A 25089-nucleotide genomic window follows, 5' to 3' on the forward strand; every position below is an offset into this window, starting at 1 on the left:
CCCGGAGGAGACCGCATGAGCGCGCCGACGATGGACGATGCCGCGAAGGTGCTCGCCGACCCGACGGCGTACGCCGACGACGTCCGGCTGCACACCGCGCTGAACCACCTGCGCGCCAACAACCCCGTGGCCTGGGTCGACCACCGGCCCTACCGTCCGTTCTGGGCGATCACCAAACACGCCGACATCATGGCCGTCGAGCGGGACAACGAACTGTTCATCAGCGAACCCCGGCCGCTGCTGGCCGCGGCCGCTGCCGACGACCTGGCCAAACAACAACTGGAAGCCGGCATGGGGCTGCGCACTCTGATCCACATGGACGACCCGCACCACCGCAAGGTTCGCGCCATCGGGGCGGATTGGTTCCGGCCCAAGGCAATGCGCGCACTGAAGGTACGGGTGGACGAGCTTGCCAAACGCTACGTGGACAAGATGCGCGACGTCGGGCCGGAGTGCGACTTCGTCACCGCGATCGCCGTCGATTTCCCGCTCTACGTGATCATGTCGTTGCTGGGCCTGCCCGAAGACGACTTCGCGCGGATGCACATGCTGACCCAGGAGATGTTCGGCGGCGACGACGACGAGTACAAGCGCGAGGGCGGCTCACTGCAGGACCAGCTCGCGGTCCTGATGGACTTCTTCGCCTACTTCTCCACGTTGACAGCATCGCGCCGGGCCAACCCGACCGAGGATCTGGCCTCGGCCATCGCCAACGGGACCATCGACGGTGAGCCACTGTCGGATGTCGACACCGCGTCCTACTACGTCATCGTCGCCAGCGCCGGCCACGACACCACCAAGGACGCCATCTCCGGCGGGTTGCACGCACTCATCGAAAACCCCGACCAGCTGGCGAAATTGCAGGCACATCCCGAGTTGATGGGCACCGCGGTGGAGGAGATGATCCGCTGGTCCACCCCGGTCAAGGAGTTCATGCGTACCGCCACGGCAGACACCACGGTGCGCGGTGTGCCGATCGCCAAGGGCGAATCCGTCTATCTGGCCTACGTTTCCGGCAACCGCGACGAAGACGTGTTCGACAACCCGCACCGCTTCGACGTCACCCGGGATCCGAACAAGCACCTGGCTTTCGGCTACGGCGTGCACTTCTGCCTCGGGGCCGCCCTGGCCCGGATGGAGATGAACAGCTTGTTCACCGAGCTGCTGGGCCGGCTGGAGTCCATCGAATTGGCCGGAAAGCCAGAGCTTTCGGCCACCACGTTCGTCGGCGGGCTCAAGCACCTGCCGGTGCGCTACTCGCTGCGCTGAGCCGGCTGAACTGGCGGCTCAGCCGGCGCCCGCCGGTGGGTGGCCAGGAAGCCATCCACCGCGGCCCGCACGCAAGTGGTGTAATCGAATTCGGTCAGCGTGCTGAGCTTGCCCAGCACGATCGGCCCGAGCAGTAGCGCGGCGGCCTGCGTCCGATCCACCTCACCCAGTTCGGCGATGGCCTCGGGACTGTCGAAAATCGCGTCGAACGGCAATGCGTAGTGCTCGGCCACCCGCTCACGCAGGGTCCGCACTTCCGGGCTGTCCGCCTCCCGCCACGGCAGCTGCTCCATGTCGCCGCCGAGGGCCAGCCATGACATCGCGGTGACACTGATCGGCGCCTCGGCGATCGAGTCGGCCTGCGCCTGGACCAGTGCAACCAGCCGATCACGCAGCGAACCTTCCTCCGGCGGCAGCGGCGCTACCGGCAGAAGCGTCCGGAATGCCGCCGCCAGCAAGTCATTTCCACTGGGAAAGTGCCGATACAACGTGGCCCGGGCGACGTTCGCCGCCCGTGTGACTGCATCGACCGTCACCGCGCTCGGCCCGCCGGAGCGCAGCAACGATGTCGCCGCCTCCAGGAGCCGGGCCCGGGACCGGGCCGGACGCGGATCGCTGCTTTCGGCCGCCATGCGTCATCACCTCCACGAAATCAGACTTACCGTCTCTTTACGAGACTGATAGTCTCAAAACTTCACCGACGAAGGAGTCGACAATGCCCGCCACCCTCGTCGAGTCTGGCCAGGATATCGACTCGGCCATGGCCGAACTATCGATCCGGCGGCGCTACTGGCTGTTGACGGTGGCGTGCATGGACGTCTCGATCGTGATCGCCTCGATGGTGGCCCTCAATGCCGCGCTACCCGATATCGCCCGGCAGACCACCGCGACCCAGGCCCAACTCACCTGGGTGATCGATGGGTACACCCTGGCGCTGGCCTGCCTGCTTCTCCCGGCCGGCGCCATCGGCGACCGCTACGGCCGCCGCGGCGCACTCCTGATCGGGCTGACGGTCTTCACGGTGGCCTCGGCCGCGCCACTGATCTGGGACAGCCCGGTACAGCTGATCGTGGCCCGAGCCATCGCCGGGGCCGGTGCCGCATTCATCATGCCCGCCACCCTGTCCCTGCTCACCGCCGCCTTTCCGAAGTCCGAACGCAACAAGGCAATTGGCATCTGGGCCGGCGTGGTCGGATCAGGGGCCGTCTTCGGATTTCTGATCACCGGCGGGCTGCTGCACTTCTGGCCATGGCAGTCCATCTTCGCCACGTTCGCGATCGCGGCGGTGGGCCTGTTCGTCCTGACCTGCACGGTGCCCTCCTCGCGTGATGACACGTCAGCCCCGTTGGACTGGGTCGGGGCGGTGCTGATCGGCGCCGCGGTGGCCGTGTTCGTGCTCGGCGTGGTCGAGGCCCCGGTGCGGGGCTGGACACATCCGTCGGTGTGGGGCTGCCTGGCCGGTGGGGTCGTGCTGGGCGTGTTGTTCACCGCGACACAGCTCAAACGGCCGCACCCGTTGCTCGATGTCCGACTGTTCGCCAAACCCGACTTCGCCACCGGGTCCGTGGGCGTGACGTTTTTGTTCTTCGCCAATTTCGGCTATTTCTTCGTCAGCATGCAGTACATCCAGCTGGTGATGGGTTACAGCCCGATCCAGACGGCATTTGCGCTGTGCCCGTTGATGGTTCCGGTGCTGGCGCTGGGTGCCACCACCCACCTGTATCTCCCCCGGCTGGGCCTGCGCACCTGCGTGGCAGTCGGCCTGCTGGTGATCGCGGCCGGCCTGCTGTGCATGCGTCTGCTCGAGGTGGACTCCGGCTATACCGACTTCGCCTGGCCGCTGTTCATCATGAGTACAGGAATCGGATTGTGCACGGCACCAACGACATCAGCGATCATGGGTGCTGTTCCGGACGAGAAGCAGGGAGTGGCTTCCGCGGTCAACGACACCGGCCGCGAGGTGGGTGCCGCACTGGGCATCGCGGTGGCCGGCTCGCTCCTCGCCGCGCATTACCAGAAACACCTCGCGCCGGTACTCGATGCGCTGCCCGGACTGCCCGCCGCGCTCCGTGAACCGATCCTGGGCTCACTCGCCGAAGCCCTGGCCGTGGCCGGCCAACTGGGCCCGCAGGGACCGGCGGTCGCCGAACTGGCCAAGCAGGCCTTCCTGGAAGCCACGAACTCCGCGCTGTTGGCGATGGCGATCGTGCTGGCGGTGGCCGCCGTGTTCGTCGGGATCTGGGCACCGGGCCGCGACGGACGTCAGCTCCTGCTGGTGCGGCGGCTCAGAACGCGAGAAACTCCGCCGCCCGATGACCGATCATGGCAATGGTCGCGTGCGGGCCGCGGCTGGTGATGCTCGGCATGATCGAGCCGTCCACCACCCACAGATTCTCGACCCCCAACACCCGGCAGGTCGGGTCGAGCACCGCCTCAGGCCCGCTCCCCATCGGCGCCGTCCCCGCCAGGTGTTGCGACGTCGACCATTGTGGTTCACCCACTTCGGCTGTGCGACTGACCAGTTCACGTGCCAACTCGGCGCCACGGCGCAGCGCCGCGACATCCTCGGGCACCGTGTCGTAGCGGTGCTCGATGACGGGGGCCACCCTCGGATCGGCCGAGACCAACCGCACGCGGCCCCTGGAGTGCGGACGCATCAGCGCCACCCCGAGGTGCGGAAGTTCCGCGGGATCGTGCCCGGGCCCGTGCACCATCGCCGAGAACCCCGCCGTGTACGGACGGACCTCGATGCCATCGGCGGTGGTGAGCACTGCCTCCAACGGAGGCAGGTGATCAGTGGGCGTCCAGGAGACCGGAAGCACCCACTCCGGATGGTCCACGGTGTGACTGCCGACGGGTAGACCGCAGACCACGTCGATGCCGAGCGCCTCAAGGTCGGGCGGCGGACCGACACCGGACAGCATCAAAAGGTGAGCTGATCCAATCGCCCCGGCACACAATATGATTCGATCGGCAAGAACCAGCTCGCCGTCGTCGAGCTCAACCCCGGATGCCTGGCCGTTCGCGATGATCACGCGATGCACCGCGGTGTCGGTGAGCACCACCAGATTCGGCCGATTCACCGCCGGCTGCAGAAAAGCGCCACCAGGCCCAACCCTGGTGCCACCGTTGATGTTCAGCGGAACCGCGCCTACCCCGGCCGGGAGGGCCGCGCCGGCATCCGAGCCGTTGAGGTCGTCGATCCAGCCGAACCCCGCCTGCGTTGCGGCGTCGACGAAAGACGCTGTACATCCATCGAATTCACGCATTCGCCGAATCTTGATCGGCCCGTCGGCACCGTGCAGGGCAGTATTGAAATCCAGGTCGGTCTCGATCACCCGGAAGTGCGGCAGGACGTCATCCCAGCTCCAGCCGGCGACCCCCCAGCCATCGAAGTCGGTCGGCAGACCGCGACAGAAGTAACCGCCGTTGACGGCGCCCGAACCACCCACCACCGACCCGCGCACGATCTCGGCGCGCCGGCGCGGCTGCTCGGTGAGCGTGGTGGCGTAGTGGCGCACCACCGAACTGGCCGCACCGATCGGCAGCCGTACACCGTCGGTGATCTGAGCGGCCACCCGCGGGTCAGTGGGCGCCGGCCCGGCCTCGACGACGGTGACCTGACAGTGGGGATCAAGGGAAAGGCGTTCGGCCAACACCGATCCGGCACTGCCGGCGCCGACGATCAAGACATCCGTGTGCTCCGGAGGAGCGTGGTATGGCCAGGTCAAGACGCGCCGTCAGCTCCGCAGCTGCGGCTTGAGCGCACCGAGCTGACGTTCCCGCATCACACCTGTCCACAGGCCCAGGCCGTAGGCCATGTCGTCGAGGCGCTTGAGCAGGACATGGGTCAGCAGGCCGACCGGTTTGGTGTCGTCGTCGGTGTTGCCGCGCCGGGTCGCCCAGTCGACCACACCGTCGAGCACCGCAGCCACCAGCACCGCATGCCGCGCCCGCCGGAACAGCAGAGCGGCGATCAGCGCCACCGGCCAGTAGTGCCGGCAGATCGCCGAGCACAGTTGCAGCGCCGACGACCAGAGTCCGCGCGCAGTCACCGCGGCGACCTCGGTGGGCTCGGTGTCGACCGTGGACAGGGATCGTGCGATGCGCCGGCCGGTGAAGATTGCGAGCACCACCGAGCCCAGGTAACCGACACACGAGCCCATCGCCAGCAGCAGCCACACCATCAAGGTCCAGCCGGAGATCACCACCGGCGCCGTCTTGCCGGGATGCCGGACCGCCAGCGGTGCGGCCGAAGAACCGTAGAAAGCCTTGCGGTTGAACCACTCTCGCAGATCGGTCCGGTGGTCGTGGGCCACGAGCGCGATCGGCTCGTACCGCAGCCGGGCCCCGGACTCGACCAGCCGCCAGCACAGGTCGACGTCTTCGCCGGAGTGCATGGTCTCGTCGAACCCGCCCACCGCGGTCAGTGCCGACCGCCGGCAGATGATCGCCGCACTCGGCACATAGGACACCGGGCCGTAGGGCACCACCGGCGCCTCGCGCACCCCGAGATCCAGTGACGACCGGACCGCCTCGTAACGGGCTACCACGTTGTCGGCGGTGTGCAGCCCGACGATGCGGGGCGCCACCAGGGCCACCGCCGGATCGCAGAAGTGGCCGAGCAACGCCTCCAGCCAGCCGCGGCGGGGCACCACATCCGAGTCCAGGAAAGCCACGAAATCGGTCTCACAGGCCGCCAGACCCGTGTTGCGGGCCGCCGCCGGACCGTTGCTGGTCAGGTGCCGCAGCACCTGCACGTCGCAGTGCATGCCGGCGAACTCGGATTGCGCCACCGGGACCGCCGAACCGTCGTCGACCACGACCACCTTCAGACCGCGCAACGCCGCGATCAACCGGTGCAGCCCGGATACGTTGTCACGCACCGGGATTATGACGGTGACGTCCCGATGGGACGGTCCGCTGGGCGGGCGGGGGTGGGCCACCGTGGCGTCGAGCAAAGTCCGCGCCAATTGCGCACTCTGCGCGTCGTGGACTTCCAGCCGGCCACCGTTGAGCATGGTCTGCGCCGTCGGCGCGAGCCGCAGCAAGCGCGTCGGCGACCCACCCAGCAACGCCGCACCGGCCCCGAGCACCTTGACCCGGCGATCCACCTGCACGGCGAAACCGTCGGGCAGCCTCGGTCCGGTCATGTCAGCAATCCATTCCGGTCCGGCAGCCACCGCCTCATCCGACCCACGCAGCCGTCGACCATCTCAGCAAAGATACGCTCCCCCTCGGCCGCGGTGGCGGTCGTCGGGTCACCGAGCACCCCGACCTCACTGACCGCGGCAATCCCCCCACTGCGCATCGCCGGCATGAGCTCCACCAGCGGGGCGGTGTTCCCCGGAATCAGGTCGTCGAGGGCGACGAGACCCGGTGAAATATGTAGCAATACAGACGTTTCGGTATGCCCCGCATGGGCATCGGCACCGGCGGCGGCACACGGGACCCAGCCGGCATCACGGCCTTCTCCGCGCAACTGCGGCACTGCACCCGCCAGCGCCTCCACGTTGCCGCCGTGGCCGTTGACGAAGACCAACCGACCGGCCCAACTCGATGCGGATCGCCCGTACTCCACCAGCAACGATCGCAGCGCAGCGGTGCCGATCGACACCGTGCCCGGGAACCCCTCGTGTTCGCCGCTGGCGCCGTAGGGGACCGGTGGCGCGACCACCCAGGCACCACCGGAGGCGGCATCGAGGCGCTGGACAACCGCGTCGGCGACCGCGGAAGCAATGCGCGTGTCGGTGTCCAAGGGCAGGTGCGGGCCATGTTGCTCGGTTGAGCCGATGGGAACGATCAACATTGGCGACATGCTGCGTAGCTGCCTCGACGTTGAGTTCCCGAGCCCGCTGGGGAAAGCCACGTGCCGATCGTAGGCCGAATTCACTTACTGTGCGCCAATTGTTGGAGCACGAGCAGCAATTGATTTGCCTCCAGTTTCCCCAGACCCGCCGTGAGCATCACGTACGCCTCTCCTGCCACCCCCGTCACGCTGCACCTCAGGGTGACGGTAAGCCTGTCAGGCGTCGGTGCGCGGGACCCCCAGCGCCCTCAGGAAGCCCTCCGGGACGAGGATGTCCTCCGGCGTCAGGTCATGGATCGAGGACTTCCCCAGCCCGCGCAGCACCGAGTCGATGCCACCGGACAGGATGTCCAGCACGTTCTCGACACCCGCCTGACCGTTGGCAGCCAGACCCCACAGGTAGGCCCGACCGATCATCACCGCCCGGGCGCCGAGCGCCACGGCCTTGACGACGTCGCTACCCCGCCGGATGCCACCGTCCAGCAAAACCTCCACCTGGTCGCCGACCGCTTCGGCGATGGCGGGCAGGCAACGGATCGCCGCCGGCGTCCCGTCCAGGTTGTTGCCACCGTGATTGGACACCGTGATCGCCGAAACACCGGCGTCAACAGCACGTTTGGCATCGTCGACGCGCACCATGCCCTTCAGCAGGAACGGCGCGTCACCCCACTGCTCACGCAGCCAGGCGATGTCCTCCCAGGTCGGTGGTGGGGTACCCATCCACTGTCCGTACGCCTCGAAGAACGGCGGTCCCGGCTCACCACGGCGGCCCTGGTTGGGCACGCGCAGATCCGGCGGCCGCAGATGTTTGCCGAAGCTCCACAGCCAGCGCGGTTTGGTGATCACCTCCGGCGACATCTTGATCATCGTCTTGAGGTCCATCTTCTCCGGGATCTTGGGGCTTCCCCAGTCCCGGCCGTGGCTGAAGCTCCAGTCGGTGGTGGCGATCAGGCCCTTGGCTCCGGCGTCCTTGGCACGCTGCACCCGTTCGGCGATCTCGTCGCGGGTTCCGAGCCAGTAGATCTGAAAGAAGATCTTGTCGTTGACGGCGGTGACTTCCTCCATGGGCTTGCTGGCGAACGAGGACAGCCCCATGGCCGTGCCACGGGCGGCCGCGGCCCGGGCCACCGCCACCTCACCGTCCGGGTCGACCGCTTGCACACCGGTCGGCGAGATGATGACAGGCATCGAAATGTCTTGGCCCATCACGGTTGTTGCCATTTCACGCTTCTCGGTGGCACCCACCACGTGCGGGGCGAAACCGAGTTCGGCGAACGCCTCCACGTTGTCGGAGACCGTCACGCCTTTCTCACTGGCGGAGATCAGCGACGAGTAAGCGGACTTCGGGAGCCGCTTCTTCGCCCGTTGCTGGGCAATGGCGACGGTCTCGAACCAGGTATCACGGGCCATGGGTTACACCGGACTTTCGTTACAGATGCGGGCGGGCGGCTTGGTCAGCAACTTCAGTGCGACCGGGCCCTGCTTCGTGCCGCGCGAATGATCACCACTCGGCTTGGGTTTGGTGCGCTCCAGTGCGAGCGCCGGTTCTCCCCAGCCCTCGACGCACTCGGGATCCGGCCCGTCCATCGGCAGGCCGGTGAAGAACTTGGCGGCCATGCAGCCCCCGCGGCAGGCGTCGTAATGCCCGCAGCCACTGCAGGCGCCTGCCGACTGCGGCTCGCGCAGTTCGCGGAACAACGGGGAGTTCTGCCAGACATTCTGGAAGCCGGACCCGAAACCGGTGTCTTCCAAGATATTTCCGGCCAGGAATTTGTCATGGATGGCGAACGGGCAGGCATACACGTCGCCCACCGGATCGATCAGACACACCACCCGGCCGGCGCCGCACAGGTTCAGCCCGGCCAGCGCGCCGGGCTCGCCCAGGCCCGACAGGTGGAAGAACGAGTCCCCGGTCAAGACCCGCTCGCCGTGGGAAACCAGCCAGTCGTACAGCTGACGCTGCTGGTCCGGGGTGGGGTGCAGCTCGTCCCAGACATCGGCACCGCGACCGGACGGGCGCAGCCGGGTGATCCGCAGCGTGGCGCCGTAGCGGTCGGCCAGTGCCTTGAACTCGTCGAGCTGGTCGACATTGTGGCGCGTGACCACCACGGAGATCTTTGCGTCGGAAAAGCCTGCGGCAGCGAGGTTTTCCAGCGCCCGCACGGCCATGTCGAACGAGCCCTTACCGCGCACGGCGTCGTTGACCTCGGCGTTGGCGCCGTCGAGCGAGATCTGCACGTCGACGTAGTCGCTGGCCGCCAGTTTCGCGGCGACCTCCGGCGTGATGCGCACACCGTTGGTGGAGAACTTGACGCCCACGTGATGCTCGGTGGCGTAGTCGACAAGCTCCCAGAAGTCCGGGCGCACAGTGGGTTCCCCACCGCCGATGTTCACATAGAACACCTGCATGCGTTCCAGCTCGTCGATGATGTCCTTGCACTGTTGGGTGGACAGTTCGCGCGGATCGCGCTTACCCGAGGAGGACAGGCAGTGCACACACGCCAGGTTGCAGGCGTAGGTGAGTTCCCAGGTCAGGCAGATCGGGGCGTCGAGTCCGCTTTCGAACTGTTCGACGAGGCGTGGCACCCGAACAGGTGCAGGTGCAACAGAAGTCATGAGCAATTCCCGGGGATGAGCATTTTCGATGACACCAGCACGCTCAGCGCGTGCAGGTAGGGACCTTGGTCCGAGTCCGAGATTCCGGCCGCGCGGCACGCGGACCGGGCGTCGGGGTGGTCAGCCAGAGAGTTGACCACCTCGACGACCGTCCGGTTCTTCAGAAACGACAGCTTGCGGGTTCCGAAGTGATACAGCAGGGCGCCGAACGGTTCTGGCCGCACCGCCACCTGATGGTGCAATCGCCAGCTGACATCCGGGTCGAATACGACACCGCCGCGCCCCGCCGTTTCGACGACCTGTGTGGACACCGTCAGTAAACCCCGCACATACCGTCGATCGAGACCTCTTCGACGAGCGTCTCGGTGACGAGCTGAGTTTCGGTTTCGGCCTGCGGGTTCTGATCCATGAGTCGCACCTTTCTTTCGGCTGTTCTGGTACCTCTGGGTCTCGACATTTGTGACCTGAGTCGCAAGAATATGGCATCGAGTGCACAAATGGAAGGGCGGATTTCATGCAGGCATCCGGACCCCGGGTCGGTCGGCGCCCGTCCACCACGCAGGACCACATCACCGACGTCGCGCTGGCACTGTTCGCCACCCGCGGCTTCGACGAGGTCAGCGTCGACGACGTGGCCAAGGCCGCCGGTATCGCGCGTCGCACGCTGTTCCGCTACTACGCCTCCAAGAACGCCATCCCCTGGGGTGACTTCGACGCCCACCTGCAACACCTGCGTGAGTTGCTGGCCGCATTGAGCACCGAGATACCGCTGGCCGAAGCACTGCGCGAGGCGCTGCTCTCCTTCAACACCTATGACACACAGGAGATGGCCCAACACCGCCTGCGGATGCAGGTGATCCTGGAAACCGCAGGGCTACAGGCCTATTCGATGACGATGTACGCCGGCTGGCGCGACGTCATCGCCACCTACGCGGCACAGCGGATCGGCGCCGAACCCGGCGATCTAATGCCGCAGACCGTGGGATGGCTGATGCTCGGCGTCGCACTGTCGGCATATGAACACTGGCTTGCCGACGAGGCGGTGGCACTGCCGGACGCCATTTCCCGGGCGTTCGAGGTGGCCCGGCCGGGCCTCGAGGGCCTAGCCCCGTAGCTCGCCCCACGCGCAGGCCAGTGCCGTCGGATTCTGTGGATCGAGCGGTTGGGTGAGCATGACCGGTGCCTGCGACATGAAACGCGGTGTGCCGCCGCGGTGTACGTCGGCAGCATGAGCGGTAAACGGATGCACCAGATACATGTCACCGGGCCGGCCCGTCGCACGAACCACCGGACGGGTCCGGCTGGACCTCTCGACCAGCTCACCGGCTTCGCTGAAGGCCACCGGTCCGGGCCCGAGCACCTTGGCCACGTCGCGGTGTGAACCTACGCGGATCCGCGTCGGGGCATCGTCGGGGCCGACCTCGGACAGCAGTGTCAGCACGAGCACGGTATGTGGTCGGCCACTGACCGCCCACTCCCCTCCGGTCAGCGGGGTGTTGGCATCGATGTGCCAGCCGCGGTCCTCGGCAGGCGGATCTACGGGAAATCGGACCGGGACATTGCCCAGGGAGCCCCGCGGAAGCCAACCACCGAGTCCACAGATCCGATCCAGGGCATCGGTGAGAGCGACGCTGCTCACCAGCTGGCCGAACGGACCCGCGCCAGTCAGATCGGCCGCCCACACCACGGCGTTGGTCCACGATGCCGGATCATCCGGAGACAGCCCGATCTGGGCCCACAACAGATCCCGGGCGGCATCGGCGATTTCGGCCGGCGCGGCCTGTTCGATCTTGACGAACCCGTCCCGCGTGAATGCGTCGACGTTCACCACCCGACCACCATGACCCACCTCGCCTGATCCAGGCCACTGAATTTCCGGCGAAAAAATCTCCCCAACGGGCGTCGGAGTTCGGTGCCCGGCGGCGACGATAACGGTGTGAGCGCCGAAACAGACGCTCCGCGGAAGCTGCTGGCGCTGTACGACGAGGCGTTACCGGCGGTGTACGGGTACTTCGTACGCCGCTGTGGTGACCGCGGAACTGCCGAGGACCTGACGTCGGAGACGTTCCTGGCTGCAATGGACGCAGCCCGCAAGCCGTCGCCGCCTCCGATGTCGGTGCCCTGGCTGATCGGGGTGGCCCGACACAAACTCGCCGACCACTACCGGCGCCGCCATGACCGGTTCACCGTGCCGGTGGCCGAGCTACCCGAACCGGTGGCCCCCATCGACGACTGGGACGCCGAACTGGATCGCCTTGTCGCCGAGGCGGTCCTGGCCCGCCTGCCCGAACACCACCGGACAGTGCTGGTCCTGCGTTACCTCGACGACTGCACCGTCGGTGAGTGCGCCGAACTGATCGGTCGCACGGTGCACGCCACCGAGGCGCTACTGGTGCGGGCACGCCGCGCCTTCAGATCCGAATACCCGACACCGGAGGGAGGGACGTCGTGATCAACAGCCACGATCCGTTGACCGTGCTGAACGGCGACGACCGGCCGGTCTCCCCCGATCCGGCGTTCGCGGCCCGACTCCGGGCCCGGCTCGAATCGGCCCTCACCCTTCCCGAACGCACCCAAGGAGTCGACATGAGTGGAACCGCCACTGCCATCGCAGAACTGAACGAACCGAGCGACAGCCGACCCGTTCCACGGTCCGCGATGATCCCCTATCTGGCTGTCCGGGACGCCCGCGGGGCAATCGCCTGGTACGTCGACGTGTTCGACGCCGAACTCCGTGACGAACCCATCGTGATGGACGACGGCCGCATCGGACACGCCGAACTGGAGATTGCCGGCGGAGTGTTCTACCTGGCTGACGAGTTTCCCGAGATGGGACTGAAAGCGCCCCTTTCCCAGGAGAACTCGGTGAGCTTGATGCTGCACGTGCCCCACACCGACGAAGCGCTGGAGCGGGCCCGAGACGGTGGAGCCCAGGTGCAACGGGAGCCGTACGAGAACTACGGCACCCGCACCGCCACCATCATCGATCCGTCCGGGCACCGCTGGATGCTCTCGGGACCGGTGACCGGCGTCGGCGCCGCCACCGGGAGAATTCAGCACGGCGACGTCGGCTACGTCTCTGTCTGGGCACCGGATATCGAGCGTGCCGCCCGCTTCTACGGCCACGTCCTGGGCTGGACCTTCGATCCGGCCACCCGCCAGGTCACCAACACCGAGCAGCACATCGGGATCTTCGATGCCGACGGTCCGCCCACGCTGTTCTGCTGCTATGCGGTGGCCGATCTGGACGAGGCGCGGCAGGCCATCACCGCCGCCGGTGGCACCGTGGGCGAACCGCAGGTGCGGGAGTTCGGCACGGTCCTCGACGCCACCGACCCGGACGGTACCGCGTTCGCGGTGTTCCAGCCGGCCATCGCGGTCCCCCGCCCTGAACTCAACGGGGCTGGGCCGGGCGAACTTTCATACCTCACCTATGAGGTCACCGATTCGGCGGCATTCAAGGAGTTCTACGGCCGGGTACTGTCCTGGAGCTTCGAGCCGGGGCGCATCGATGACGGCTGGGCTGTCCAGGGCAGCCAACCCATGTCGGGTATGGCCGGCGGCGCGGCGCGGTCCACCGCTGTGCCGATGTGGACGGTCGCCGACATCGACGCCGCGGTCGACCGGGTCCGCGAGGCCGGCGGCACCGTGCTGCAGGAGCCGTCACGACAGCCCTACGGATTGATGGCCGAATGCACCGACGACCAGGGGTCCCGGTTCTACCTCGGCCAGTTCTGACCGCGACGTTCTCTCCGCGAGAAGACGCAAACCCATACCATTTCAAGCGAAAAGGTACGGGTTTGTGTCTGCTCGGCAGGAAGTGTTCGGCAGGAGCGTCAGCCCAAGACGTCGGAGATGGGGGCGCCTGCGGCGATCTTGCCGCGGGCCTTCATCACCTTGCCGGGCATGCCGCCGCCGACGACGCCGACCACCACGCCGTCACGCTCGTAGAAAGCCAGGAACTTGCGGCCGTCGTCTTCCACCACATGCACCACGTCGTCGGCCTCGGGCTCGCCCAGGCACTGGATCTTGACGTCGTACTGATCGCTCCAGAAGTACGGCACCGAGACCACCGGGGAGGCCTCCTGACCCAGCATCGCCGGCACCATGGCCCGCGCCTGGTCGGCGACGTTGCTCCAATGCTCAACGCGCACTTGGCCACCCACGTGGTCCCGCCACGACGCCACATCGCCGATGGCCCATACATTGGGCGCGCTGGAGCGTCCCAGGTCATCGCAGACCACGCCGTTGTCCAGCTCGATGCCGCTGCCTTCCAGCCAGTCGACCGCCGGATGCGAGCCGATACCCACCACCACGAGGTCGGCATCGAGCTCGGTGCCGTCGCCCAGCACCACCTGCTCGACCTTGTCGGTACCGCGGACCTCGGTGACGCCGACACCGCAGCGCACATCGACACCCTCGGCCTCGTGCAGCCGGGTCACCAGCGCACCGATCTTCTCGCCCAGCACCGAAGCCAGCGGCGTCGGCTGTGGCTCCACCAGTACCACCTCGACACCGAGCTTGCGCAGGCTCGCAGCCACCTCGCAGCCGATGAAGCCGGCCCCCACCACCACGGCCCGCCGGGCCTTCCCGGCGTCCTCACGCAGGGCCATGCTCTCGTCGTAGGACCGCAACACGTGGATCCCCGCCAAGTCGCCGAAGGACCGGATGCGCTTGGGGACCAGTCCGGTGGCGATGATGAGCTCTTCGTAGGCCACCTCGGTACCGTCGGCCAACGTCAGCTTCTTGGCGGCGGTGTCCACCGACTGCGCCGCCGAGCCGAGCCGCAACGTGATGTCGTTCTCGGCATAAAACTCGGCCGGCTTGAGCGTGACGTCGTCGGTCTCGGCGCGCAGCACTTCCTTGGACAGCGGCGGCCGGTCGTAGGGCAGATGGTCCTCGTCACTGACGATCGTGACGGGCCCGGTGAACTCTGAACGGCGCAGCTGTTCGGCCGTCCGGGCGGCAGCCAGACCACCGCCGACGATGACGATGCCCGCCGCTGATCCCGTTGATGTAGTCACGTGGGGTTTTTACACGATCGCCGTTGAGCGTTGTGCGCCACCCTACGTTTGCGCTGGCCACCTGCTCACGTCACATCCGGGTCAGGCACGCCGCGGTCGATGAGGTTGGACAGCACCACGATGCTCTCGCTGCGCTCGATGCGGGCCGTGGTGCGGATACGTTCCAGTGCCTCCTCGAGATGACGCATATCGCGGGCCAGTACATGAAGAATCGCGTCGGCGGTGCCGGTCACCGTGGCCGCACTCACCACCTCTGGGATGTCGATCCAGGCCGCGCGCAATTGATCAGGGGCGATGGCGCCCTGGCAGAACACCTGCACATACGCCTCGGTGCGCCAGCCGAGGGCATTCCGGTCGATGACGGTGGTGAAGCCGCGGATCACCCCCGCGGCGACCATGCGATCGACCCGCCGTTTGACTGCGGGCGCCGAGAGATTCACCCGTTGGCCGATCTCGGCGAATGTCGCCCTGGCGTGCTCGGTGAGTTCGGCCAGGATCCGCTCATCCGTGTCGTCCAGATGCTCCACCGCGACCTCCACGCAACAAACCTCCACCATTCCGCCTTTGACGCAAAATATGCCCGCAATGAACGCAACGGGTAGCGATTGATTGCGGGTATCGGGCTTCCTATCGTCAGATGATGACGATTTCCGACGAAGTCATCGCCGACTCCGCGGCGGCGCCCGCCCGCCCCCCGACGCCGCGTCGCTACGCCATGACCGCGCCGCAGCACTTCACCGTCGAATACGCCATCAACCCGTGGATGGACGTCACCGTCCCGGTGGACCCGGCGCTCGCGCTCGCCCAGTGGGAGACGTTGCGGCAGGTCTACACCGATCTCGGCCACTCCGTCGAACTCGTCACCCCTCGCCCCGGCCTGCCCGACATGGTGTACGCCGCCAACGGCGGCTTCCTGATCGGCGACACCGCCGTGGTGGCCCGCTTCGCCTTTGCGCAGCGCGCCGAGGAGACCGAGGCATATGCCGAGTGGATGACCGCGCGCGGCTACCGCCCGCGGTACACCGAACACGTCAACGAGGGCCAGGGCGACCTGCTGCTGGTCGGATCAACCCTGTTGGCCGGATACGGTTTTCGTACCGACCGGCGGGCCCACGTTGAGATCGCGACTTGCACCGGCCTGCCGGTGACCAGCCTCGAGCTCGTCGACCCGCGGTTCTATCACCTCGACACCGCGCTGGCCGTGCTCGACGACTCGACCATTGCCTACTATCCACCGGCCTTCAGCGCCGCCTCGCGTCGAACGCTGCACGAACTGTTCGGCGACACCATCGAAGTGGACTCGACCGACGCCTACGTGCTGGGCCTCAATGTCGTGTCGGACGGTCGGCATGTGGTGCTGCCAACGGCCGCCACCGGGTTCGCCGATCAACTGCGACGCGCCGGATTCGAGCCGATCGGCGTCGACCTGTCCGAGCTTCTCAAAGGTGGCGGATCCGTCAAATGCTGCACGTTGGAGCTGCATCCATGACCACCCTGGACCGCGGACACCGAATCACCGCGACCGCCTCGGCCATCGAGCTCGACAAACGCCATGTCGCGCACAACTACTCACCGCTGCCGGTGGTCGCCGAGAGCGCCGAGGGAGCCTGGATCACCGATGTGAGCGGCCGCCGCTACCTGGATTGTCTGGCCGCCTATTCGGCGGTGAACTTCGGCCACCGTAACCCGGAGATCATGGCCGCCGCGCACGCTCAACTGGACCGGCTCACGCTCGTCAGCCGCGCGTTCCACTCCGAGGCGCTCGGCCCATTCGCCGAAGCGTTGGCCGGGTTGTGCGGCAAGGACCTGGTGTTGCCGATGAACACCGGCGCCGAGGCCGTGGAGAGCGGCATCAAGGTGGCTCGCAAGTGGGGCACCGACGTCAAAGCCGTGCCCGCCGGCGCTGCGAACATCATCGTGGCGCACAACAACTTCCATGGCCGTACCACCACGATCATCAGTTTTTCCGACGATGACACCGCGCGTCGCGGTTTCGGCCCGTACACCCCGGGATTCCGCTGCGTGCCCTTCGGGGACCATCGGGCAACCGAAGAGGCGATCGACGAGAACACCGTGGCGGTGCTGATCGAACCCATCCAGGGCGAGGCCGGCGTCGTCGTCCCGCCCGCCGACTTCCTACCTCGGGTCCGGGAAATCTGCACCAAGAACAATGTGCTGATGATCGCGGACGAGATTCAGTCCGGGCTGGCCCGCACCGGCCGGACATTCTCCTGTGACCACTGGGACGTGGCCCCCGACGTGTACCTGCTCGGCAAGGCTCTGGGCGGTGGTGTGGTCCCGCTGTCTGCCGTGGTGGCCGATCGCGACGTACTGGGTGTGCTGCACCCCGGCGAGCACGGCTCGACCTTCGGCGGCAACCCGTTGGCCGCGACGATCGGCACCACGGTGATCGGGATTTTGCGTCGTGGCGAATTCCAGCGCCGCTCAGCCGAACTCGGTGAGCGTCTGCATGAACGCCTGAGACAACTCGTCGGCCACGGTGTCGCTGCTGTGCGGGGTATGGGCCTGTGGGCCGGCGTGGACATCGATCCGGCGCTGGGCACCGGCAAGCAGTTCGGACTGGCGCTGGCCGAACGCGGTGTCCTGGTCAAGGACACCCACGGCTCGACCTTGCGGTTCGCGCCGCCCCTGGTGGTGACCGCCGACGAGCTCGACTGGGCCGTTGACCAATTCGCTGACACCTTGGCCGAGGCGCGCCGATAATCGGTTGATCGGCACCAAGGAGGCACGATGTCCGCCCCAGCCAACAACCTGACCGGCCAGATGCTGCGGCGAAGGCCGGTCATCGGTGCGCCGGTGGCCCACGGCGCTTCAGACCATCTCCGCCGAAGCATCGGCACGTTCCAGCTCACCTTGTTCGGTGTCGGGGCGACGGTCGGCACCGGCATCTTCATCGTGCTGCAACAGGCCGTTCCCAAAGCCGGTCCCGCGGTTCTCGTCTCCTTCGTGGTCGCCGGCATCGCCGCCGGACTGTCGGCCATCTGCTATGCGGAAATGGCTGCTGCCGTGCCGGTTTCAGGTTCCACCTACTCCTACGCCTACACCACGATGGGCGAGTTCGTCGCCATGGGCGTCGCGGCCTGCCTGCTGCTCGAATACGGCGTGTCGATGTCGGCGACCGCGGTCGGCTGGAGCGGCTACCTGAACAAGCTGTTGGAGAACGTCTTCGGTTGGCGGCTGCCACACGCCCTGTCGGCGGCCCCGTGGGGTGACGACCCCGGGATCATCAACCTGCCCGCGACCGTGTTGATCATGATGTGCGCGCTCCTGCTGATTCGCGGGGCCAGTGAATCCGCAGCCGTCAACACGATCATGGTGCTCCTCAAACTGTGCGTCCTCGGCATGTTCGTCGCCGTCGCGTGCACCGCATTCACCACCGATCATTTCGCCGGGTTCTGGGACAAGGGGTTCACCGGCATCACCGCGGCGGCCGGCACCATCTTCTTCACCTTCATCGGTCTGGACGCGGTGTCGACGGCAGGCGATGAGGTCAGGAATCCGCAAAAGACCATGCCCAGGGCGATTCTCGGGGCTCTGGTGGTGGTCACCAGCGTCTACATCCTGGTGGCGTTCGCCGGCCTGGGCACACAGTCCGCCGATGCCTTCGGTTCCGACGAACAGGCCGAGGCCGGCTTGTCGGTCATGCTCACCAACGTTCTGCACGGGCAGACCTGGGCCAGCACGATTCTGGCTGCGGGCGCGGTCATCTCGATCTTCTCGGTCACCCTGGTGGTGATGTACGGCCAGACCCGCATCCTGTTCGCGATGGGCCGCGACGGCCTGCTGCCGCCACTGTTCGCGAAGGTCAACCCGCGCACCATGACCCCGGTCAACAACACGATCGTGGTCGCCGTGGTCACCGGCTGCCTGGCCGGATTCGTGCCGTTGGACTATCTGTGGGATCTGGTGTCCATCGGCACGCTGGTGGCATTCATCGTGGTCTCGATCGGGGTGATCATCCTGCGGGTGCGGGAGCCGGATCTGCCGCGGGCCTTCAAGGTGCCGGGATATCCGGTGACTCCGGTGCTTTCGGTGCTGGCCTGCCTGTTCGTGCTCTACGGCCTGCCCTACGTCACCTGGCTGTGGTTCGGCCTCTGGGTCGCCGCGGTGTTGGTGTTCTACCTGGTGTGGAGTCGGCATCACAGCGCGCTCAACGACGGAGGTGACGGTTGCCTCCCGGGGGTGACGGCCGGGGTGGATGACGTGGCAACCACGCCCGAGGAGACCCGGTGACCGTCGTCGTCGGCTACCTTGCCGGCAAGGGCGGGTCCGCACCGCTGCACCTCGCGGTCGGCGCAGCCCGCACACTCGACACCTCCCTGGCGGTGGCCACCGTTGTCCCCCGACCGTGGATGAACCCGTCACCGGCCCGCGTCGACGCCGAATATGCCCAGTACGCCACACAATTGGCCAAGTTCTCCGCCGAGGAGGCGCGCCGGCACCTCAGCGCCTTCGACGCCGGCCTGGGCCTCAGCTTCCACCAGTTCGCGCACCGCTCGGCCGCCGAAGGTCTGTTGGATGCCGTCGCTGCGCTCGACGCCGAGGTGTTGGTGCTCGGCTCGGCCGCTGACGGACAACTGGGTCAGGTGGTGGTGGGGTCGACCGCCGATCGGCTGTTGCACTCCTGCCCGGTTCCGTTGGCGATCAGCCCCCGTGGCTACCGTCGGCCGAAAACCGGTGCACTGACGCGGATCACATGTGCCTACCCGGGCACGCCAGAGGCGGTGGCGGTGGTTCGGCAGGTGACCGAGCTGAGCCGACGGCTCGATACGCCCATGCGTGTCGTCACTTTCGCCGTGCGGGGACGCAACATGTACCCGTCCACTGTCGGGTTGTACGCCGAGGACGCCATTCTGCAGGAGTGGGCGAAGCAGGCTCGGCAGGCGCTGGACCGGTTGCGCGACGACGCGGTGGTCGACGGCGGCGTGGATCGGCAGGTCGTCACCGGCGACAACTGGCGTGAGGCGCTCGACGCCACCGACTGGCTCGACGGGGAGATCCTGGCGATCGGCACCACTCCGGTCGGGGCGGTGGCGCGGGTGTTTCTCGGCCCGCACGGATCGAAGATCCTGCGGCACAGCCCGGTTCCGGTGCTGGTGCTCCCCGGCTGAACCTCAGTACTTGAGTACGCCGCGATCGACCGCGATCTGGCTGCCCGACAACGTGGCCGACCCGTCACCGGCCAGCCACGCCACCACATCGGCGACTTCCTCGGGCGCCATGAACGCTGCAAGTCCCTCGTTCTTGCCATCGGTCACCTTGTGATACGGCATGGGAGCGAAGCTGTGCAGGAAGCTCGGGAACTTGGAAAAGATCTCGGCCATGGCCTCCGGCTCGATCATCGGAGTGTCGATCGAGTACGGGTGGATCGAGTTGACCCGGATGCCGTACTCGCCCACCTCGAGCGCCAGCGTGTTGGTCAACGCCACCAGGCCGTGCTTCGAGGCCGCGTAATGGCCGTTGCCCGGAGTGGCTTTCACACCGGCCGACGAACTGACGATGATGATCGACCCGCCGTTGCCGGCGTCGATCATGGCCGGCACCGCGGCGCGGATGGTCCGCCAGGTGCCGTTGAGGTTCACGTCGATCACGGTGTCGAACTGTTCTGGGCTCAGTTCCCACAACCGACCCCAGCTGAGCACACCGGCGTTGGCCACCACGATGTCGAGCCGGCCGAACTGCTCGACACCGTCGGCCACCACCTGCTGCTGGGCGGCCAGGTCGCGGATGTCGACCTCACGCGCGAGTACCTTGCGGCCGGCGGCCTCCACCGCGGCGACCGTCTCGGCCAGATCCTCCGACGTCGCGGCCGGGTAGGTGATGGTGCCGTCGACCGGTCGGCACACGTCGATCGCGATGATGTCGGCGCCCTCGTTGGCCAATCGCACCGCGTGGGCCCGCCCTTGACCGCGTGCAGCGCCGGTGACAAACGCCACCCGACCTTCCAACGACGTTGCCTTACCTGCCGCCATGCCAGGGTCCTTTCACCTAAGTCTGGGCACAGGCTAACACCAGAAGTAGAACGTGTTCCTGGACTGGGTCCGGCCAGTGGGATAACCCAAAGTCAGAGTTCGGCGATGATCTGCTGTCGTTTCGCGGTGTACTCGTCCTCGCTGATGGCGCCCGTCGCACGCAAGGTCTCGAGCTCCTGGAGACGTTGCGCTGTCGAGGGTGCCGGCGGCACGAGCAACGGTGCGCCCGGTGCCGGTGGCGGTGCGGGTGCCGCAGGTGCGGCCGCGGCCGCCACGCGTCGCACCACGGCCTGGACCTCTTCGCGGGCAGCCGGATTGGACCGCAGATCGATCATGTTGTCGATCCTGATGCCGTGCGCCTTGAGGACCTGCAGGATCTCCATCAGCGGACCGGTTTGACCGGTCAGGTCGTAGGTTTTGTTCTCGTCGGCCAGAGTGAACGTCGCGGGCATCAGTCCGCTGACCAAACTGCTTCTCTCCCAATCGATCCGGTATTCGTTGGTGGTGGGGTCGACGAGCGCCACCAACGTGCGGTTGGTGATCATCGGAAGCCGCGACACCGAGGCCAGCACCCGGTCCTGGGTGGCGAACGGCGTGAAGCCGGGTCCGGAGATCTGCAGATCCAGTTTGACCAAAGGCTGTTCGTTGATGCGGGTTCCGGTCTCATGGATCCCGGTGACCTGGGCCAGCGCCAACACACCGACCTGTTCGAGTCTGGAGTTCTGCGCGGCCGATCTCGATCCGGCGGCGGTGATTCCCAGCGCGATCAGCACGTCGATCGCCGTGATCAGCAAGCCGGTCCAGAACATCCACTTCATCATCGGGTCGCCGCCAGTAACGAAGTAGATGGTCAAGAAGATCGGGCCGACGATGCCACACATCAGGACGAAAGCCTGGATGCGTACGTACCGCCAGAAAGTGGACATCGCGCGCTCCCGTCGTCGGCTGGGCGCCATCAGATTAGCGCCCGCAACCACTCAGATCAGGAGTGAACGACTCCATCCGTCGACCCGGCCACCGGCACCGTCTGCTGCGGTATCGACGACGGGCCCAGCAACCCGTACAGCGACCGGGTCCACCGGTATCCGCCGCTGCTGGAGCGGGCGTAGCTGGTGTGCACGGCAATCGCGGTGGCGGTCACCTCGTCGGCGTCCGAATCGTAATCACAGACCGCGTCACCGCGGTCGCACACGCTGATCGTGCGGTTGCCGATCGTGGCGGGCAGCGGGCCCGGGGCGTGCGCCAGGATCGGCCAGTCCTGCGCGACGCCTTTACCGCCTCCGCGTATTGCGGTCGCCGTGCCGAGGTTGAGGGTGGGGTCGGTCGGCAACCGGTCGCCATCGGCGACCAGCAGGGCGGCCACCAGATTCGGGCTACCGGCCAGCGGCGCCAGATTCCGGTGCACCACCATCGCCCCCTGCGAGTAGCCGGCCAGAACCACCTTGCTGGACGGACACTGCTGGGTGAACGCCGCATACTGGTTGGCCAGCGCCGCCACCCCGGCGTCCACACTGCTCATGAATCCGCCCCAGCCGAGCAGGTCACCGTCTGCGGGTACCGGCGCGGCCGGGTAGACCACGGCCTCGGCCGTCATGGTCCGGCCGTCCTGCTGCACCCATCCGCCGAGGTCGCGCAGAGAGTTGTAGACGACGCGACCCATGCCGGCGTCGACCGTCGGATCGTCACGCTCACCGGAGCCGGCGACGCCGATCCAGTGCACGTCCGGACAGCCGGGCGCCGCCTGTGCCGGGCCCGCGGCCAAACCCACCGCCGCGCCACCGAGCACGGCCGCCGCAGCCCACGCCCACATCCGTCGCTTCATGTTGTCCCCAACCCGTGTAGCCCATCTATGCAATAGAGATCGGCTCAGCCGTCACACGCGTTACACCGAACGAGAATCCAGGCCGGCACACAACAGCGGCGCCCGCCACCCGGGTGAATCAGAACGGTAGCCCGATCGCCCGGGTGATGCTCGGCAGCTTGGCGAACGGATCCTCGAAGTGCGGCAGCTGCGGCGGGGGAATTTTCGTCCAATCGATCGGTGGCAGCTGCGGCGGCGGAATCTTCGTCCAATCGATCGACGGCAGCTGCGGCGGGGGCACCTTCGTCCAATCGATCGGTGCCAGCTGCGGCGGCGGCACCTTCGTCCAGTCCACGGTAGGAATGTTGGCGCCGGCCGTAACGGCCGGGCCCAGCATCAACGCCGCCAGGCTGTCCGCCGGAGGTACCGCGGGATTCCCCCAGGGATTCTGGCCATTTTGGTTGGCCCACGTGATGAGGAAGTCGGCCAACACGTTCAGCGCCCCGTTGCCGACCCACCCCGTGGTCCCGGTCACGGCACTGATCACGGCATTGACGGCGGGCGCAGCGTTGGCGGCCGCTGCGGCGGTCTGCCACGAGTCGTACGCGGTACCGAAGTCGAATGTCGGCCAGGCGGGTGCGGCCGCCGCCGGGAGCTGTGCGGGCGGTGAGACTGCCGCGGCCGGCGGAGCCGCCGAAACAGCCGGAGCCGGCGGAGCCGCCGAAACAGCCGGATCCGACGAGATGTTCGGGACGGCGAAGATGTCGGCCAGTCCCCCACCCGAATCGATGGCGGACGTGGCCGCGGCAGGGGGCTTCGGGGCAGATGTCGACGGTGACGTCGGCAGAAGTGCCTCCAGGTTGGGTGTGACCGAGCGGGCCGCTACCGGTTCCGCCGGCGCAGGCGCCTCTGCCGGTCCCGTTGCCGGTGTATGCACCACGGGCGGCGATGCGGCGACCGCCGGACTCGTGTTCTCGGCCGGTGCGGTGTCCGGCCGCTTTGTCGTCACCCCGATCAGCGCCGCTACCGCGACCACCGCGACTGTCGTCGACACACCCGCGATGACTCGCGACGGCGTCAGTTGACCACGGATCTGCTCGGCGCGGGTCGTCACCGTCGGGATCGGTTCGGTTTCCTCGACGTCCACGTCACACCTCGGCTTTCGGCGGTAGGTCGTAGCCGTCAACTCTATTCGCCATCGGCTAATGGCGCACTATACCGAGTCGGCAGTATCAACGTCCGCTGCTCGCCGAATAGCAAACGGCGCCCACCCTTTCGGGTGAGCGCCGTTCGTCGTGCTAGGTCAGATCACAATCACTTGATGATCTTGGTGACCCGGCCGGCGCCGACGGTACGGCCGCCTTCGCGGATCGCGAAGCGCAGGCCCTCGTCCATGGCGACGGGCTGGATCAGCTTGACGGAGATGTCGGTGTTGTCACCGGGCATCACCATCTCGGTGCCCTCGGGCAGGGTCACCACGCCGGTCACGTCCGTGGTACGGAAGTAGAACTGCGGACGGTAGTTGTTGAAGAACGGCGTGTGGCGGCCGCCCTCGTCCTTGGACAGGATGTAGACGCTGCCCTCGAACTCGGTGTGCGGGGTGGTGGTGCCGGGCTTGACCACGACCTGGCCACGCTCGACGTCCTCGCGCTTGATGCCACGAACCAGCAGACCGACGTTGTCGCCGGCCTGGCCCTGGTCGAGCAGCTTGCGGAACATTTCCACACCGGTAACGGTGGTCTTGGTCGTGGTCGGGCGGATGCCGACGATCTCGACCTCTTCGTTGACGTTGATCACGCCACGCTCGACGCGACCGGTCACCACGGTGCCACGACCGGTGATGGTGAAAACGTCCTCGACGGGCATCAGGAACGGCTTGTCGGTCTCACGAACCGGATCCGGGATCGACTCGTCGACGGCCTCCATGAGGTCCTCGACCGACTTGACCCACTTCGGGTCACCCTCGAGCGCCTTCAGAGCGGAAACCCGGATGACCGGAGCGTCCTCGTCGAAGTCCTGGGCGGCCAGCAGTTCGCGGACCTCCATCTCGACGAGCTCGAGGAGCTCCTCGTCGTCGACCATGTCCGACTTGTTCAGCGCCACGAGGATGTAGGGCACACCCACCTGACGGCCCAGCAGAACGTGCTCGCGGGTCTGCGGCATCGGGCCGTCGGTCGCGGCAACCACCAGGATCGCGCCGTCCATCTGGGCGGCACCGGTGATCATGTTCTTGATGTAGTCGGCGTGGCCGGGAGCGTCCACGTGTGCGTAGTGGCGCTTCTCGGTCTGGTACTCAACATGCGAGATGTTGATGGTGATACCGCGCTGACGCTCTTCAGGCGCGTTGTCGATCTGGTCGAATGCGCGCGACTCGTTCAAATCGGGGTACTTGTCGTGCAGAACCTTGGTGATTGCTGCGGTGAGCGTGGTCTTGCCGTGGTCAACGTGACCGATGGTCCCGATGTTGACGTGCGGCTTCGTCCGCTCGAACTTCGCCTTCGCCACTGTGGTGTCCTCCTGGACTGTGTTGGTGCTTGTACTTAAGCAGTGTTGATGTGTTCAGTTGTGATTCCGCCG

The 25089-nt window shown here is 66.9% G+C and carries 25 protein-coding genes; 9 read left to right on the forward strand and 16 right to left on the reverse strand.

Features of this window, described 5'->3' with window-relative positions; genetic code table 11:
- The first annotated feature begins 15 nt into the window (after positions 1–15).
- Positions 16–1269 carry a cytochrome P450 gene (locus tag A5740_RS07025; protein WP_076192608.1) on the forward strand — a complete coding sequence of 418 codons (1254 nt, stop codon included), beginning with the start codon at positions 16–18 and terminating at the stop codon, positions 1267–1269.
- Here the strand turns inward: A5740_RS07025 and A5740_RS07030 are convergent.
- Complete coding sequence (locus A5740_RS07030) at positions 1254–1901, reverse strand: TetR/AcrR family transcriptional regulator (RefSeq protein WP_076192610.1); 648 nt, start codon at positions 1899–1901, stop codon at positions 1254–1256. The two genes, A5740_RS07025 and A5740_RS07030, sit on opposite strands and share 16 nt — an antisense overlap.
- An 83-nt stretch (positions 1902–1984) precedes the next feature.
- Between A5740_RS07030 and A5740_RS07035 the strand changes: the two genes are divergently transcribed.
- Positions 1985–3625 (forward strand): MFS transporter, encoded by a 1641-nt coding sequence (locus tag A5740_RS07035; protein WP_076192612.1) that lies wholly within the window; start codon positions 1985–1987, stop codon positions 3623–3625.
- On the opposite strand, the gene mftG is transcribed toward A5740_RS07035, so the two are convergent.
- The 7 genes from mftG to mftA form a co-directional block, all read right to left on the reverse strand.
- Positions 3555–5000, reverse strand: a complete 1446-nt coding sequence (gene mftG / locus A5740_RS07040) for a mycofactocin system GMC family oxidoreductase MftG (RefSeq protein ID WP_076192613.1) — start codon at positions 4998–5000, stop codon at positions 3555–3557. The two genes, A5740_RS07035 and mftG, sit on opposite strands and share 71 nt — an antisense overlap.
- A gap of 9 nt (positions 5001–5009) precedes the next feature.
- Entirely contained in the window at positions 5010–6422 is a 1413-nt protein-coding gene (mftF, locus tag A5740_RS07045) for a mycofactocin biosynthesis glycosyltransferase MftF (protein WP_076192615.1), read from the reverse strand.
- Positions 6419–7162 carry a mycofactocin biosynthesis peptidyl-dipeptidase MftE gene (mftE, locus tag A5740_RS07050; protein ID WP_076192617.1) on the reverse strand — a complete coding sequence of 248 codons (744 nt, stop codon included), beginning with the start codon at positions 7160–7162 and terminating at the stop codon, positions 6419–6421. The genes mftF and mftE overlap by 4 nt, the downstream gene beginning before the upstream one ends.
- Before the next feature lie 132 nt (positions 7163–7294).
- Positions 7295–8488: a pre-mycofactocin synthase MftD gene (gene mftD / locus A5740_RS07055; protein ID WP_076192618.1), complete on the reverse strand. Its 1194-nt coding sequence runs from the start codon at positions 8486–8488 to the stop codon at positions 7295–7297.
- 3 nt (positions 8489–8491) lie between these two features.
- Positions 8492–9694, reverse strand: a complete 1203-nt coding sequence (mftC, locus tag A5740_RS07060) for a mycofactocin radical SAM maturase (RefSeq protein ID WP_076192620.1) — start codon at positions 9692–9694, stop codon at positions 8492–8494.
- On the reverse strand, positions 9691–10005 hold the full coding sequence (gene mftB / locus A5740_RS07065; RefSeq protein ID WP_076192622.1) for a mycofactocin biosynthesis chaperone MftB: 315 nt from the start codon (positions 10003–10005) through the stop codon (positions 9691–9693). Before mftB ends, mftC begins: the two co-directional genes overlap by 4 nt.
- 2 nt (positions 10006–10007) lie before the next feature.
- Positions 10008–10103 (reverse strand): mycofactocin precursor MftA, encoded by a 96-nt coding sequence (gene mftA / locus A5740_RS07070; protein ID WP_003881928.1) that lies wholly within the window; start codon positions 10101–10103, stop codon positions 10008–10010.
- A 105-nt stretch (positions 10104–10208) separates the two neighbouring features.
- Between mftA and mftR the strand changes: the two genes are divergently transcribed.
- Positions 10209–10808, forward strand: coding sequence for a mycofactocin system transcriptional regulator (gene mftR / locus A5740_RS07075; RefSeq protein WP_076192623.1), 600 nt, complete (start codon positions 10209–10211; stop codon positions 10806–10808).
- Here the strand turns inward: mftR and A5740_RS07080 are convergent.
- Complete coding sequence (locus A5740_RS07080; protein ID WP_076192886.1) at positions 10797–11525, reverse strand: phytanoyl-CoA dioxygenase family protein; 729 nt, start codon at positions 11523–11525, stop codon at positions 10797–10799. The two genes, mftR and A5740_RS07080, sit on opposite strands and share 12 nt — an antisense overlap.
- A 105-nt stretch (positions 11526–11630) precedes the next feature.
- Here A5740_RS07080 and A5740_RS07085 point away from each other — a divergent pair, with 105 nt between their 5' ends.
- Positions 11631–12146 carry an RNA polymerase sigma factor gene (locus A5740_RS07085; protein ID WP_076192888.1) on the forward strand — a complete coding sequence of 172 codons (516 nt, stop codon included), beginning with the start codon at positions 11631–11633 and terminating at the stop codon, positions 12144–12146.
- Positions 12143–13432: a VOC family protein gene (locus A5740_RS07090; RefSeq protein ID WP_139334978.1), complete on the forward strand. Its 1290-nt coding sequence runs from the start codon at positions 12143–12145 to the stop codon at positions 13430–13432. Before A5740_RS07085 ends, A5740_RS07090 begins: the two co-directional genes overlap by 4 nt.
- A gap of 98 nt (positions 13433–13530) precedes the next feature.
- On the opposite strand, the gene A5740_RS07095 is transcribed toward A5740_RS07090, so the two are convergent.
- Positions 13531–14718, reverse strand: coding sequence for an NAD(P)/FAD-dependent oxidoreductase (locus A5740_RS07095; RefSeq protein ID WP_076192625.1), 1188 nt, complete (start codon positions 14716–14718; stop codon positions 13531–13533).
- Positions 14719–14783: 65 nt separating this feature from the next.
- Complete coding sequence (locus A5740_RS07100; protein ID WP_076192893.1) at positions 14784–15245, reverse strand: Lrp/AsnC family transcriptional regulator; 462 nt, start codon at positions 15243–15245, stop codon at positions 14784–14786.
- Between the two features lie 113 nt (positions 15246–15358).
- Between A5740_RS07100 and ddaH the strand changes: the two genes are divergently transcribed.
- The 4 genes from ddaH to A5740_RS07120 are packed head-to-tail and all read left to right on the forward strand — an operon-like array spanning position 15359 to position 19850.
- Positions 15359–16207: a dimethylargininase gene (gene ddaH, locus A5740_RS07105; protein WP_076192895.1), complete on the forward strand. Its 849-nt coding sequence runs from the start codon at positions 15359–15361 to the stop codon at positions 16205–16207.
- Positions 16204–17442 (forward strand): ornithine--oxo-acid transaminase, encoded by a 1239-nt coding sequence (gene rocD / locus A5740_RS07110; RefSeq protein WP_076192626.1) that lies wholly within the window; start codon positions 16204–16206, stop codon positions 17440–17442. The genes ddaH and rocD overlap by 4 nt, the downstream gene beginning before the upstream one ends.
- Positions 17443–17469: 27 nt before the next feature.
- Positions 17470–18972, forward strand: coding sequence for an amino acid permease (locus A5740_RS07115; RefSeq protein ID WP_076192628.1), 1503 nt, complete (start codon positions 17470–17472; stop codon positions 18970–18972).
- The gene (locus A5740_RS07120) at positions 18969–19850 is read left to right on the forward strand and encodes a universal stress protein (RefSeq protein WP_076192630.1); all 882 of its coding nucleotides are present in this window, start codon (positions 18969–18971) and stop codon (positions 19848–19850) included. Before A5740_RS07115 ends, A5740_RS07120 begins: the two co-directional genes overlap by 4 nt.
- A gap of 3 nt (positions 19851–19853) precedes the next feature.
- Here the strand turns inward: A5740_RS07120 and A5740_RS07125 are convergent, their stop codons facing one another.
- The 5 genes from A5740_RS07125 to tuf all read right to left on the reverse strand — a co-directional run bounded on the left by A5740_RS07125 (position 19854) and on the right by tuf (position 25017).
- The gene (locus A5740_RS07125; RefSeq protein WP_076192632.1) at positions 19854–20711 is read right to left on the reverse strand and encodes a mycofactocin-coupled SDR family oxidoreductase; all 858 of its coding nucleotides are present in this window, start codon (positions 20709–20711) and stop codon (positions 19854–19856) included.
- Positions 20712–20803: 92 nt separating this feature from the next.
- Positions 20804–21637 carry an SHOCT domain-containing protein gene (locus A5740_RS07130; protein WP_076192633.1) on the reverse strand — a complete coding sequence of 278 codons (834 nt, stop codon included), beginning with the start codon at positions 21635–21637 and terminating at the stop codon, positions 20804–20806.
- A 56-nt stretch (positions 21638–21693) separates the two neighbouring features.
- The gene (locus tag A5740_RS07135) at positions 21694–22533 is read right to left on the reverse strand and encodes a cutinase family protein (protein ID WP_175616184.1); all 840 of its coding nucleotides are present in this window, start codon (positions 22531–22533) and stop codon (positions 21694–21696) included.
- 118 nt (positions 22534–22651) lie between these two features.
- The gene (locus A5740_RS07140; protein WP_076192635.1) at positions 22652–23659 is read right to left on the reverse strand and encodes a hypothetical protein; all 1008 of its coding nucleotides are present in this window, start codon (positions 23657–23659) and stop codon (positions 22652–22654) included.
- A 167-nt stretch (positions 23660–23826) separates the two neighbouring features.
- On the reverse strand, positions 23827–25017 hold the full coding sequence (gene tuf, locus A5740_RS07145) for an elongation factor Tu (protein WP_067765353.1): 1191 nt from the start codon (positions 25015–25017) through the stop codon (positions 23827–23829).
- Positions 25018–25089 lie beyond the last annotated feature (72 nt).

Source organism: Mycobacterium sp. GA-1841 (assembly GCF_001954135.1).
Classification (GTDB): Bacteria; Actinomycetota; Actinomycetes; order Mycobacteriales; family Mycobacteriaceae; genus Mycobacterium.